The sequence below is a fragment of the Arthrobacter sp. zg-Y1219 genome (genome assembly GCF_030125545.1).
Classification (GTDB): Bacteria; Actinomycetota; Actinomycetes; order Actinomycetales; family Micrococcaceae; genus Arthrobacter_B.
The window spans coordinates 39,323-52,319 of record NZ_JASKLY010000014.1; the positions used below are offsets into that span (position 1 = coordinate 39,323).

General features: G+C 67.8%; 14 protein-coding genes. 10 read left to right on the plus strand and 4 right to left on the minus strand.

The window, feature by feature from the left end:
- Positions 1-15: 15 nt before the first annotated feature.
- The gene (locus tag QNO00_RS11485) at positions 16-594 is read right to left on the minus strand and encodes a GNAT family N-acetyltransferase (protein WP_349643482.1); all 579 of its coding nucleotides are present in this window, start codon (positions 592-594) and stop codon (positions 16-18) included.
- Complete coding sequence (locus QNO00_RS11490; RefSeq protein ID WP_229967052.1) at positions 594-1,205, minus strand: acyl-CoA-like ligand-binding transcription factor; 612 nt, start codon at positions 1,203-1,205, stop codon at positions 594-596. Before QNO00_RS11490 ends, QNO00_RS11485 begins: the two co-directional genes overlap by 1 nt.
- A gap of 111 nt (positions 1,206-1,316) precedes the next feature.
- Here QNO00_RS11490 and QNO00_RS11495 point away from each other — a divergent pair, with 111 nt between their 5' ends.
- From QNO00_RS11495 to QNO00_RS11525, 7 genes are all read left to right on the plus strand, one after another.
- Entirely contained in the window at positions 1,317-2,936 is a 1,620-nt protein-coding gene (locus QNO00_RS11495; RefSeq protein ID WP_284024601.1) for an FAD-binding protein, read from the plus strand.
- Positions 2,937-2,984: 48 nt separating this feature from the next.
- The gene (locus QNO00_RS11500) at positions 2,985-4,070 is read left to right on the plus strand and encodes a PQQ-dependent sugar dehydrogenase (protein WP_284024602.1); all 1,086 of its coding nucleotides are present in this window, start codon (positions 2,985-2,987) and stop codon (positions 4,068-4,070) included.
- Positions 4,071-4,239: 169 nt separating this feature from the next.
- On the plus strand, positions 4,240-4,977 hold the full coding sequence (locus QNO00_RS11505) for a hypothetical protein (RefSeq protein ID WP_284024603.1): 738 nt from the start codon (positions 4,240-4,242) through the stop codon (positions 4,975-4,977).
- Between the two features lie 43 nt (positions 4,978-5,020).
- A complete protein-coding gene (locus tag QNO00_RS11510; protein ID WP_284024604.1) occupies positions 5,021-5,710 on the plus strand; it encodes a dihydrofolate reductase family protein in 690 nt (229 codons plus the stop codon).
- A 178-nt stretch (positions 5,711-5,888) separates the two neighbouring features.
- Positions 5,889-6,983, plus strand: coding sequence for a FecCD family ABC transporter permease (locus QNO00_RS11515; RefSeq protein ID WP_349643483.1), 1,095 nt, complete (start codon positions 5,889-5,891; stop codon positions 6,981-6,983).
- Between the two features lie 32 nt (positions 6,984-7,015).
- Positions 7,016-8,020 (plus strand): ABC transporter substrate-binding protein, encoded by a 1,005-nt coding sequence (locus QNO00_RS11520; protein ID WP_284024605.1) that lies wholly within the window; start codon positions 7,016-7,018, stop codon positions 8,018-8,020.
- Complete coding sequence (locus QNO00_RS11525) at positions 8,017-8,862, plus strand: ABC transporter ATP-binding protein (protein ID WP_284024606.1); 846 nt, start codon at positions 8,017-8,019, stop codon at positions 8,860-8,862. The genes QNO00_RS11520 and QNO00_RS11525 overlap by 4 nt, the downstream gene beginning before the upstream one ends.
- A gap of 22 nt (positions 8,863-8,884) precedes the next feature.
- Here the strand turns inward: QNO00_RS11525 and QNO00_RS11530 are convergent, their stop codons facing one another.
- Positions 8,885-10,054: an oxidoreductase gene (locus QNO00_RS11530; protein WP_229967037.1), complete on the minus strand. Its 1,170-nt coding sequence runs from the start codon at positions 10,052-10,054 to the stop codon at positions 8,885-8,887.
- On the minus strand, positions 10,051-10,557 hold the full coding sequence (locus QNO00_RS11535) for a nuclear transport factor 2 family protein (RefSeq protein ID WP_229967035.1): 507 nt from the start codon (positions 10,555-10,557) through the stop codon (positions 10,051-10,053). Before QNO00_RS11535 ends, QNO00_RS11530 begins: the two co-directional genes overlap by 4 nt.
- A 94-nt stretch (positions 10,558-10,651) precedes the next feature.
- Here QNO00_RS11535 and QNO00_RS11540 point away from each other — a divergent pair, with 94 nt between their 5' ends.
- The 3 genes from QNO00_RS11540 (at position 10,652) to QNO00_RS11550 (ending at position 12,980) form a co-directional block, all read left to right on the plus strand.
- Positions 10,652-11,440, plus strand: coding sequence for an SDR family NAD(P)-dependent oxidoreductase (locus QNO00_RS11540; RefSeq protein ID WP_284024607.1), 789 nt, complete (start codon positions 10,652-10,654; stop codon positions 11,438-11,440).
- 186 nt (positions 11,441-11,626) lie between these two features.
- The gene (locus QNO00_RS11545; RefSeq protein WP_229967031.1) at positions 11,627-12,205 is read left to right on the plus strand and encodes a class I SAM-dependent methyltransferase; all 579 of its coding nucleotides are present in this window, start codon (positions 11,627-11,629) and stop codon (positions 12,203-12,205) included.
- A gap of 304 nt (positions 12,206-12,509) precedes the next feature.
- Complete coding sequence (locus QNO00_RS11550) at positions 12,510-12,980, plus strand: FHA domain-containing protein (protein ID WP_229967029.1); 471 nt, start codon at positions 12,510-12,512, stop codon at positions 12,978-12,980.
- Positions 12,981-12,997 lie beyond the last annotated feature (17 nt).

The window sequence follows — 12,997 nt, forward strand, 5'->3', positions numbered from 1 at the left end:
ACTGGTCCGGGCGAATCAGCTCAGCATCAGCCGCATCAGCCAGCGCGTCCTGCCGCCGGATTTCGACGTCGTCTCCAGCACGCGCTCGAAACCTGCCGCTTCAAACAGTCCGGTCGTGCCCGTGTAGGCGAGGGCGGCGCTGATCCGGCGGCCGCCGGGGTCGATGGGATAGCCCTCCAGTGCCGGAGCGCCGCGGGACCGGGCGTACTCGATGGCGCCGTCGAGCAGATGACGTGAGATGCCCCGGCGGCGGAACGGGGGCCGGACAACGAAGCACACCACACTCCACACCGGGACCTCGTCCACGGTCGGAATGGTCCGTGAGCGTGTCAGCCTGTGGTGGCTGGCGCGGGGGTTGACCGAGCACCAGCCCGCCGGCTCACCGTCGTCGTAGGCAATGACTCCGGGCGGTGTGCCCTCCTCCGCGCAGCGGCGAAGCCGGGCCGGACGTTCCGGACCGGTCAGGGCGTGGAACTCCGCGCTGGGAATCCGGTAGCTCAGGCACCAGCACGCGTCGGATTCCGGACTTCCCGGTGACAGGATGGCTGAAACGTGTTCGAACCGGTCGGCCGTGGCCGGATGCACCTCAATCATCACCGCTCCCGGGACCCTGGCGGGAGTGCGGTCACGGCGTCGAAGCCCCGAAGTGCCCGGGCGACAACGTCACGGGGACTGTCGGCGGCGTCGTGCAGCGCCCACCAGGCCAGGGCCTCGGAGACCGTCGTCTGCACAGCCGCCCCCATCACCCGGGGCGTGAGGCTGCCGGCCGGCGAGCCCAGCCTGGCGCCAATGAATTCGGAAATTTCCTCCCTCCACAGCTCGTAGGTCTCCGTGCGGGCGGCCCGCAGCTCGGGCGTCGTGGCGATCAGCCGGAGGCGGGCCCGATCGACCGGGATTTCCTCCTCGTTCTGGTCAAAGACAGCCACAACGACGGCGGTGATCGCCTCGATGAGGGGCAGCTGGCGGTCGGCGTGACGCAGTCCCCGGCCGAGGGCCTCCAGCGAAGTCTCGATGCCGCCCCAGACGATGTCCGCCTTCGCCGGGAAATAGCGGTGCAGCGTCCGCACGCTGACTCCCAGCTCGTTGGCGATGCGGCTCATGGAGGACTGCTGGTATCCCAGGCGCAGGATGACGCCGAACGCCTTGGCGCGCAGATCCGCGGTGTCGGCCAGCGGGGGCCGGCCCCGCCGCGGTGGATCTTCCATCGGATGCACGCTACCTGTTCCTCTCCGCCGCTCTTTAAGGCATACTCTGTCACAATCTTGTTCCCGGTGGCAGCCAGAGCGCTGAACCGCACATCTCAATGAGGAGAAGCAGTGAACGCAGCAGGCAGCAACACTGACCGGTTCGACGTCGTCGTGGTGGGATTCGGCGGTGCCGGCGCAGCGGCGACGATCGAGGCCGCTGACAACGGGGCGCGGGTCCTGGTTCTGGACCGTGCCTACGGCGGCGGCGCGAGTGCGCTGTCCGGCGGTGTGGTGTACGCCGGCGGCGGCACGGCACAGCAGCGCGAAGCCGGCTACGACGACGACCCGGAGAACCTGTACGCCTACCTCAGGCAGGAGGCACGCGACGCCGTCGACGAGTCCACCCTGCGCCGGTTCTGCGAACAGAGCCCGGGGATGATCACCTGGCTCGAGAAGCAGGGCGCATCCTTCGCGGGAAGCGTTCCTTCCTACAAAACGTCCTACCCCACCGACCGGCACTACCTGTACTACTCCGGCAACGAAAAGGCCTACCCGTACAACGAGTCCGCCCGGCCGGCACCGCGCGGCCACCGAACGGTCGCGAAGGGTCTGGCCTCCGGCAAAGTGCTGTGGACAAAACTTGCCGAGTCAGCGGTGCGCAAGGGGGTCACTTTCATTCCGCTGGCCCAGGTGACCGATCTGATCATCGAGGACGGCGCCGTCGTCGGCTTGAAGTACCGAGTGCTGGACGAGTCCCATCCGAACGCTGCGGAGCATCGCAAGCTGACCAGGCGCTCCGGGAAGATCGGCAACTTTGCCCCCGACCTGGTCAAGAAGACGGTGACAAAAATAGAGCGGCTGTGGGACGGCGGGGCGGAGGCGCGGGAGGTGCGGGCCCCCGCCGTCATCCTGGCCGCCGGAGGGTTCATTTACAACAAGGAGTGGGTGGCGAAGTACGCTCCGCAGTTCACGAAAATCTCGCCGCTGGGCACGCCCGCCGACGACGGCGCCGGCATCACCCTCGGTGTGACCGCCGGGGGAGACGTGGCACGGATGGGCAACGTCACCGCGTGGCGGTTCCTGTCACCGCCCAGTGCCTTTATCGAGGGCATCACCGTGGGCCTGGACGGACAGCGGATCCAGAACGAGGACCTGTACGGCGCAACGCACGGGGATGTGATGATGCGGAACTTTGGCGGCAAGGGCTGGGCGGTGTACGACGCCGTGAGCTGGGACAAAGCGCGGCGCCAGTTCTGGTCGCAGACCCAGATCTTCCAGAAGCTGCAGGTGATCTACCTGTTTGCGCTCGGGCACAAAACGGCCAGGACCGTCAGCGCGCTCGCGGCGAAGATCGGCGTGGACCCGGACGGGCTGCAGAAAAGCGTCGATGTGTACAACGCCGGCATAGCCTCCGGCCAGGGCGACCCCGCGCACAAGGCCCCGGAGCTCTGCCAGCCGATCCTGAAGCCGCCCTTCCGCGCCTTCAACATCTCGGACGACTCCTCACCCTTCCTGCCCATCCCGGGCCTGACGCTCGGGGGCCTTATTGTCGACGGAGCATCAGGGCTTGTAAAACGGGAGGACGGGACACCGATTCACGGCCTGTATGCCGCCGGACGCAACGCGGTGGGCGTGTGCTCGAACAGCTACATCAGCGGTCTTTCGCTGGCCGATTGCTTCTTCAGCGGCCGGCGGGCGGGCGCCCACGCAGCTCTGCAGGCAACCAAACCGGGAGCATCAGCGGCCTAGGAGACGGAGGTCCGGCACATGGGCCCCAGAAGGAAACGACGACGCCGGATGGCGGGCTTGGCGGCCGCGGCCCTCGCCTTCACGGCGCTGCCCGGCTGCACCGCCGAACCTGACGGCCCCGGGGAGCGGACCTCCGCGTCCGCTTCGCCGGGGTCGTCCCTCGGCGCCGCGGAACTCGGCGAACCCGAGGTCCTCGCCGCCGGCCTCGACGCACCCTGGGCGATCGCCTTCCACGAGGGAGTTCCGCTGCTCAGCGAACGCGACTCCGGCCGGATCCTGGAACTCGACCATGCGGGAGCGGCCCGCGAGGTGGCGGTGATCGATGATGCCGCCGGGCGTGGAGAAGGCGGGCTCCTTGGCATAACCGTGCGGGACGGGTTTCTCTACGCCTACTTCACCGCGGGCGGCGAGAACCGCATTGAGCGCCGCGAGCTGACCGGCGGATCCGGCTCGCTGGCACTGGGTCCCGCCGAGACCGTTTTGGACGGCATTCCGTCCGGCCCCATCCACAACGGCGGCCGGATAGCGTTCGGGCCCGACGGCATGCTGTACGCCGCCACCGGAGACGCCGGCGGACGCGGCAGCGCACAGGACCTTGACGCGCTTTCGGGCAAGATTCTGCGAATGACCCCGGATGGCGATGCTCCGGAAGACAACCCGTTCCCCGGGTCCCTTGTCTACAGTTATGGACACCGCAACCCGCAGGGCATCGCCTGGGACAGCGCCGGCACCCTTTACGCCAGTGAATTCGGGCAGAACACCTGGGATGAATTGAATGTGATTCGGCCCGGCGGGAACTACGGCTGGCCCGAGGTCGAAGGGATGGCCGGCGAGGACGGATTCACCGACCCGGTGCAGCAGTGGGAGCCGGGGGAGGCCAGCCCCAGCGGCATAGCGGTTGCGGGCGGGGCAATCTTCATCACGAACCTCCGCGGGGAACGGCTGCGGGAGGTGCCCCTGGATGACCTCGGCAGCTCAGCCGAACACCTGACCGGCGAGTACGGGCGGCTCCGGGACGCCGTCACCGCCCCCGACGGCAGGCTCTGGATTCTCACCAACAACACCGACGGCCGCGGCACCCCGGGGGCCGGGGACGACCGCCTCCTGGTTCTCAGCGTCAAACAGGGCGGCTGAGCTCGGGGGAGGCACCCCGCGGAACGCCGTCGTGCCGGCAAAGAAGTTCTTCCGCCGCCCACCCGGCGCCCGTACGCTCGACTCCGGATCCCGCGTGCCGTACTGTCCCGGTCCAAGCAATGGAACGGAGCGCGGCCGGCATTCCCGGTGCGCGCGGTGGGAGGGCACCATGAACGGTGACGTGGGAGCATCCGGAAAACCGCTGAGGGGCGTCGCCCGCAAGGTATCGCTGATTGAGCCATCCTCCGCCGGGTTCGTGATTCTGGCGGTCTCCACCGGGGCCTGGAAAATTCCCCTGCCGAGGCGGGGTGCGGAACGCAAGCGGGCGCTGGCGAGGCTGTCCGGCCGGGCCGAGACTCTGCGGGGAGCACCTGAGGTCCGTTCAGCGACGGTGTTCGCGGGGCTCGTGCGTCCGCCGGGCCAACCGCGGGAGGGGCAGGGCGGCGCTGCGGCGTACGACGTCGTCCTCCTGGTGGAAACCGACTCGCCGGCCCGCGCCCGGGAGATCGCCGACGACATCACCGCGGAGAACCCCGCGGCTTCGAACTCGGTCCGGCTGGTCATCGCCGGTTCCAACGTCCGCAGGATGGGCCCGGTCGATCCCCGGTCCGGGGGCGTGTTCCTCTTCAACTTCTTTACCGGTCCCAGTGCGCACGCGACGCTCGACGCCTGGCAGTACACGGCTGGCTGGTTCGAACAGGAGACCGGCCTGGACAACTCGACGGTCATCCTTCCCGACGAGGCAAGCCACTCTCCGTTCCCCATCATCAATCACTGCCGCTGGGACACCCTGCGGCAGGTGCTGCCTGCGCTGATGTTCAAACGCTCCTTTCGGTACTTCGTGCTGGCGACCTTCAGCGCGGCCGGTGTAGTGCCGCACCCGATTCTCTACCGGGTGCACTCCTGAAGCAGGAACAGCTGGGACTGCCGCGCCCCGGAAAGGAAGCATCATGAACCAAATGCTGCGGATCGACGGATTTTCGATGTCACTCGACGGGTACGGTGCCGGCCCGGACCAGAGCCTGGCCAATCCCCTTGGCGTCGGGGCGGAACCGCTCCACGACTGGATATTCGCCACGCGCACGTTCGCTGACCGTTTCGGAATGGACGGCCGCGGCGAAGGCATTGACGATGGCTTCGTCCGCGCCCAGTTCACTGACATCGGCGCCTCCATTATGGGCAGGAACATGTTCGGACCGGTGCGCGGGCCGTGGGCCGGTGAGGAGACCTGGAACGGGTGGTGGGGAGAGGACCCTCCCTACCACCACCCCGTGTTCGTGCTGACGAACCACCCGCGGGAGCCAGTGGAAATGGACGGCGGCACCACGTTCCACTTTGTCACCGGCGGAATTGAGGAGGCCCGGCAGCGGGCGCTGGCCGCAGCAGAGGGCAAGGACGTATGGATTGGCGGGGGAATCAGCACGATCCGCCAGTACCTGCGGGCAGGGCTTATCGACAGGATCCACCTCGCCGTCATTCCGACCCTGCTCGGCAGCGGTGAACGGCTGCTGGACGACATTGCCGGCCCGGACGGCAGCATCCCGTACTACGAGCCCACCGGGATGACGGCCGGCGAGAACGCCGTGCACATCCAGCTGGCCAAGGCGGAACCGGAACACGGTCAGCAACCATCCGCTTGATGCCCCGGGGGACCGCTGAGAGATCCGGACGGCGGTTCGCACATCAGTTGCCTCCGCACGGGCAGCTGAAGCCCGTCGACCGCCGGTCGCGTGTGGGGTGCATCACGATATGTCGCGGCGCAGGCGGATCCACGGCGTAGTTGCGTAGGCTCGGAGGTCAAGGTGGTCGTCATGAGGGGTGAGTGTGTCCAAAGTTATCCGCACGGCACCGTTGCTTGGCCCCGATCCACTGCGGCGGGGGAAACGCCGGCGGAACAACACGGTGCTCATCGCGGCCCTGGCCGCCGCGCTCCTGGTCAGCATGGTCCTCGGCGTGGCCATCGGCCCGGTATGGATTGAACCGCGCGACGTGCTGCGGGTGGTGTGGAGCCACCTGACCGATGCCGGTGCGGCCGGGGCAGGCTCCGTTGCCGATGTCATCGTCTGGGATGTGCGCCTGCCCCGCGTACTCATGGGCGTGGCAGTAGGCGCCGGGCTGGCCGTCTGCGGCGCGGCCCTGCAGGCCATGGTCCGCAACATGCTCGCCGACCCCTATCTGCTCGGCATCAATTCAGGTGCTTCCGCCGGCGCCGCGGCAACCATCCTGTTCGGTTTCGGAGCCGGCCTGGGGCAGCATGCCCTGGCCGGCAGCGCCTTCATCGGTGCGCTCGCAGCGTCACTGCTGGTCTTTGTTGTGGCGCGCGCCGCCGGCCGGATTACTTCGGTCCGCCTGCTGCTGGCCGGAGTCGCGGCCGGATACGCACTGTCCGCCCTCACCAGCTTCCTGATCTTTACCTCCGGCTCGGCCGAGGGCGCCCGCTCGGTGATGTTTTGGCTGCTCGGTTCCCTCGCCCTGTCACAGTGGGGGACACCGCTGGCCGCCCTGGGGGCCGTCATTGCGTTCACGACTGCAATTCTGGTCCTGTGGGCGCGCCGGCTGGATGCCCTGGCCATCGGCGACGAAACAGCGTTGGCTCTGGGCGTGCGGCCGACACGGTTCCGAACCCAGCTGCTCGTCCTCGTATCCCTGTGTACGGGCTTCATCGTGGCAGCTGCCGGCAGCATCGGATTCGTCGGCCTCGTCATTCCCCATCTGGCCCGCCGCCTTGTGGGGGCCGCTCATGCCTGGTCCATTCCGGCCGCCGCCCTGCTGGGCTCGGTCTTCCTCCTTTGGGCCGATCTGCTCTCGCGCATGCTGCTGCAACCGCGCGAACTGCCCGTCGGCATCGTGACCGCAATGCTGGGGGCTCCGTTCCTGCTCTGGCTCGTTCGCCGAATGCGTCCCGCTGCATGACCCAGCAACCCACCAGCACCAGAAGAGGCACCATGTCCCGTTCCCTCAGCACCCGCGCCGGTACCCTCGTCACGGCGGTCGTAGTGACGATCGGCCTGTCCGGCTGCGCCGCGGAGGACCAAGGCGGAAACGTGCCTGCCGCCGCTGCCGGCGGAAATTACCCGGTCACTGTCGAGAACTGCGGCACGGAAGTCGTCTTCGAGCAGCGGCCGGAACGGGGAGTGCTGCTGAGGTCCGCCGCGGTGCCGTACCTGCACGAGCTTGGAGTGCTCGACGACGTCATCACTGCGCGCGCCGGCGCCTACCCCCGCGGCTACTACGACGACAAGACATGGGCTGAGCTGGAGCAGATCCCGATGCTCAGCGACGAATTGGATGCCTCCGGACATCTGCAGATTTCCAAGGAAGCCGTCCTGGCACAGCTGCCGCAGATCGTCCTGGGGGAGGCAGCCAACGTCAGCCGGGACTCCCTGGCGGCTGCCGGCATCCCGCTGATGGAGGAACCCGGACTGTGCCCCGTGCCGCCGGCAGACCCGTCCTTTGACGGCATCTTTGAGCAGATGCGCACCTACGGCAGCATCTTCGACGTCCCGGAGGAAGCCGAGGCCGCCGTGACGCGCCTTGAAACGCAGCTGTCCGAGGTGCTGGCGGACGTCGATCCCAATGAGAAACGCACAGCCGCCGTCCTGTATCCGACGATCGGCGGGGGCGTTCCGTACGCCTATGGAACGTCGTCCATGGCCCACCCGCAGCTCGAGGCGGCCGGATTCACCGACGTCTTTGCCGACGTCGAGGAACGCGTCTTCGAAGTGACCGCCGAGGAACTGGTCGGCCGCAATCCGGACGTCCTGGTTCTGCTCTATTCCGACGGGGATCCGGTGAAGGTGAAGGAATCGGTCACCGGACTGAACGGAGCCGGCGCGATCGGCGCCGTCCGAGAGGACCAGATCCTCGTGCAGCCCTTCAATTTCACTGAGCCGTCGAGTCCGTTGGTGATTGACGGCCTTGCCCGCATTGTGGAGCGGTTTCAGCAGTGATTTCCGCCAGCGGGGTGGGCTTCGCATTCGGCGACCGTGCAGTGCTGGAGGCTGTCGATTTTGACGCTCCGCACGGGCAGGTCCTTGGTCTCGTCGGGCCCAACGGGTCCGGCAAGACCACGCTGCTGCGCACCCTGTACGCCTCGCTCGCGGGCAATATCGGAACGGTGCTGATTGACGGGGCGGAACTTACGTCGCTGTCGGCGCGCGAAATCGCCCGGCGGGTCGCCGTCGTCGTGCAGGAGGTTTCGGCTGACCTGCCCCTGCTGGTGTCGGACATGGTGCTGCTCGGCCGGACCCCGCACCGCTCCGGGTTCGGTCGCAGGGGCCCCGCCGACGAGCAGATAGCGGCCTCGGCTCTGGCCCAGGTGGGTGCGCTCCAGCTGGCCGGTGAGGCGTTCGACAGCCTGTCGGGCGGTGAGCGCCAGCGGGTGCTCATCGCCCGTGCCCTGGCCCAGGAGACGACGCATCTTCTGCTGGATGAACCGACCAACCACCTGGACGTGCGTTACCAGCACGAGGTGCTCGACCTGGTCCGGTCCCTGGCCGTGCGGGAGGAGCGGACCGTCATCGTTGTCCTGCATGATCTGAACCTTGCGGCACGTTACTGCGACCGGATCCTGCTGCTGGAAGCGGGCCGGGTGGCAGCCGCGGGCACGCCGGATGAGGTCCTGGCGCCGGAGCACCTGGAACCGGTCTACGGCGTCTCCGTCCGCCGGCTTGAACTCGAGGACGGCTTCCAGCTGGTCTTCCGGCCCCTCAAATCGTTGACCCCGGCTCCAGGCTCAACGCCGGTTCCGACGCCGGTTCGGGTGCCCGGGCCGCGGGCCAGGAGCACCTGACTGCGAACCGCTGCGGCCGGCGCTACAGCAGTGACGATTCGTGCTTCGCATAGTCGTACTGGGGCAGCGGCCGCCCGTCGCGCAGGGTCTGCACGATGTCGGCGTCGGCCAGGTGCAGCCGCCCGATCGCGATGAGGTCGAACTCATCGGCGCCCAGACGCTGCGTGAGCTCCGCGCGGTTGTCCAGAATGGGGTTTCCGCTGCTGCGCCGGTCCTTGAGCGCCGACCCGATGCCGACGCTGCCCACTGCCATCGTGCGCGCGCCGGTGAGCTGCTTGGCCCAGCCGGCCAGGCTCAGGTCGCTTCCCTCGAAGGCCGGGGCCTGGAAGCGGCGTGCGCTGGCATCGAGGACGTCGACACCGGCTGCCACGAGCGGACGCAGCAGCGCGCCGAGCTCTTCCGGGGTGTCGGCCAGGCGTGCGCCGAAGTCCTGCTGCTTGTGCTGCGAAAAACGGAAGAAGATGGGCAGCTCCTCGCCGATCTCTTCGCGGATGGCGCGGACCACTGCGGCGGGGAAAGCGGCGCGGCGTTCGGGGTCGCCGCCCCACTCGTCATCGCGGCGGTTCGTATCGGCCCACAGGAATGCGTCCAGGAGATAGCCGTGACCGCCGTGCAGTGCGATCCCGTCAAACCCGGCGTCGACGGCGCTGCGTGCGGCGACGCGGAACGCGGCGATGACGCTCTCAATGTCGGCAGTGGTCATGGCACGGGTGACCGGTTCCGAGGCGCGCACGTACTCGGCGGAGTAGTTGGTGATTCCGGGGGTGCCCCAGAGGCCGGAGGGCCGCATCGGGGTGACTCCCGCGCTTCCGCCCATCGCACCCCACAGCGGGCCGACGTGCCAAAGCTGCGGGATGATGCGTCCGCCTGCCTCGTGCACGCCGTCCACCACGGAGCGCCAGCCGTCCAGCGCGCTGGAAGCGAACATGTTGGGCACCGATGCGTGGTCGACCGACGCTGAATGGTCGATGGCGACACCCTCGGTGATGATCAGTCCGGTGCCGCCCTCGGCGCGGCGGCGGTAATACCGAGCCACGTCCTCGCCCGGCACGCCGCCGGGAGAATACGTGCGGGTCATCGGAGACATGACGATCCGGTTGCGCAGGTGAAGGGAGCGGACGGTGAGTTCGCGGAACAGCGGGTCGGCCGCGGCGCTCAACTCGGTCTCTGCAGAGTCGTATTCGGTGGTCACTGGGCTGCGCTCCCTGCGTTGGCGAGCATTTCGCGGGAGGCGGTCCGGCCGTCCAGCAGCGAGTTGGTGCGCGTGGTGACCTTCCAGCCGGCTTCGGTTCGCGCCAGCTCCCAGCGGTTCGCGGAGAGGCGGTCCACGTAGTATCCGGGCTCCGCGCCGTCGCGGTGCCGCACGAGCATGGAGTATCCGGTGGCGACGGCGGTGTCAGCCTCGATCCGGATGTCCGGGATGCCCATAAAATGGCTCGACCCGCCCGTAATAATCGCCTGGTGGGAGGGTCCGTGGACCATCCTGCGGAAATCGTCGGCGCCGGTGAGTGTCGCGTCGCCGTCGCCGAGGCTGTAGGTGTAGCTGCCGTCCTGCGTCCACAGCCCGGCCACCTCGTCCGCGCTGCCGGAGTCGACGGCGGGGCCGTAGGCGGCAAGCACCCCGAGGATCTCCCTGTGGTCTTCAAGATGCTGGATACGATCCCGCAGTGCGGCGATCTCGGTCAGTGGACTCATGAGTGTTTCCCCTTCGAATGCCCTTTAGCGTATCTAATATCACTAGTGGCTCAAGATGCAAACAAGCGCTTGACCGGCACGAAAGGAACGTGGGATGAGCGGATTCGAGAAGTACGGACCCTGGGCACTGATTGCCGGGGGCTCTGAGGGAGTCGGCGCCGCACTGGCGCACCAGCTGGCCGAGCGCGGCCTCAACGTGGCGCTTGTTGCGCGCAAGCCCGGTCCCCTCGCGGAGGTGGCGGAGTCGGTCCGCGCCGCTTACGACGTCGAAGTGCTCGCCATCGAGCAGGACCTGCTCGCGCCCGGAGCCGTGGAGTCAATCGCTGAGCAGCTCGGCGACCGTGAGGTCGGCCTGCTGGTGTCCAACGCGGGTGCCAACACTTACGGCGGCGAGATCGTGACGTCCGAAGCAGACCGCGCCCAGATGGTTATCGACCTGAACATCACCGTGACCCTCGCGCTCGTCCGGCACTTCGGCCTGCCGATGCAGGAACGGCGTCGGGGCGGCATTATGCTCACCGGCTCACTCAGCGGCTTTGCCGGCACCGCTGGAATGGGCTTCTACTCAGCGGCCAAGGCGTTTGTGCACAACTTCGCCGAGGCACTGTGGATGGAGATGCGCCCGTACAACGTTGACGTTCTGGAGCTCTGCCTGGGCCTCACCCGCACGCCCGCCATGGAGCGGCACGGATTCGAATTTGATGCCCCCGGCGTGCGTTCCTCCGATCCCGAGAGGGTTGCACGCGGAGCCCTGGAGCACATCACCGACGGACCGAGCTGGTACCCGGACGGCTTCGGCGAAGATGCCGAGCTCCGGTCGGCGCACCCCCGCCGCCCCGTCGTGGAGGCAGCAAACAAGCATTACCGGTCTCCCGCGGCCTGATCGCGCACCATTCCCCGCGAGATGGCAGTAAGTGCTTCTCTGAGCGCTGAGAAGAGCCTTTAGTGCCATCTCGCGGGGATTGCGCAGCCGGAGCCGGCCCGGAGCCGGCGGTGGTGCCTGCGCCCGCATCTGCCGGGTGGGGCGGCCCGCTGGTCCCGCCGCGGGGGAGGAGGTACGGTCACCCCTGTGACCACGATTCGCTATCAGGAATTTGAGCAGCTCAGCGCCCGTCTGGTGGGCACCCTGCACGGCCGGGTGCTGGAGATCGGCGCCGGCACGGGTGCCAATTTCGACAGCCTGGCCGCGGACGTGGACTGGATCGGGCTTGAGCCGGATGAGGCCTCCCGAGCCGAGCTTGATGCCAGAGCGGAAGCTCGCGGCTACCGTACTCCGGCACTTTCCTCGTTCGCCGAAGCCATTCCGCTGGGTTCGGCGAGCGTGGATGCCGTGCTGGGCACCGCCGTCCTCTGTTCGGTGCGTGACCCCGCGGCGGTGCTTGCCGAAGTTCGCCGCATCCTCCGGCCCGGCGGCCGGGCGGTCTTTGCCGAGCATGTCGCGGCCCCGCCCGGAACCCTGAAGCGCGCCCTGCAGTCAGCAGTCTCGCCGCTGGCGGCGAGACTGGACCGCGGCTGTCGCTGGAACCGGGACACTGCCGCACTGCTGGAGGCAGCCAACCTGCGCGGAGACCTGCAGCGCATGGAGATAAGCCAGGGAATGCTGCCTTCGGTGCCGGCCATACTCTTTTCCGGCACCGTGTCCGGGTAAGGCTCGGGCCGTCGGCTCGACCGGCGTGGCGGTTCCGCTGCTGACGCCTCGCCCCTGGTCCGCAGCAGCAAAAGCCCCAGCCACGGCAGCCAACCCTGATTTTAAAGTATTTTCCCGTAGCTCCTTCGGCCGCCTACCTGTTCTCCGCGGCCCGGCCGGCAAACGGCGTAAAACCCTCAGTGCCGGGATTGCCCTCCAACAGGTAGGCTAGGACAGCCGGTACGGCAAGATTTGTCAGCAGGAACTGTGCGGCCAGCCAAAATCACGAGTGGTTGGCCGCATCTTTTGGGGAGGATGTAACAGAATGGCGCGCGAGGACTACAACGCCGGACAGGCCGAACAGCGGCGTGAGTTGGGCGCGGAGGACACCACATCGATCAGCCTGCCGCCTCAGAGCGACGCAACGTCGATGGAGCCCAAGCTCAGTTCAGATGAGCGGGCTGCCGTGGCGGCGCTGCCCGCCGGGTCGGCGCTGTTGATCGCCCACTCCGGGCCCAACAGCGGTGCACGGTTCCTTCTGGACCAGGATGTGACCACTGCTGGGCGCCATCCGAATGCGGATGTGTTCCTGGATGATGTAACGGTGTCCCGCAAGCATGTGGAGTTCCGGCGGACCGCCGACGGCTTCCGTGTGGTGGACTCCATGAGTCTGAACGGCACGTACGTTAACAACGACCGCGTAGACACGCTGCTGCTGCGAACGGGCAATGAGGTCCGGATCGGCAAGTTCCGACTGACCTTCTACGCTGCGCGGCCGACAGCTGCCCGCGCGTAAGAAAATCTCCGGCCGGA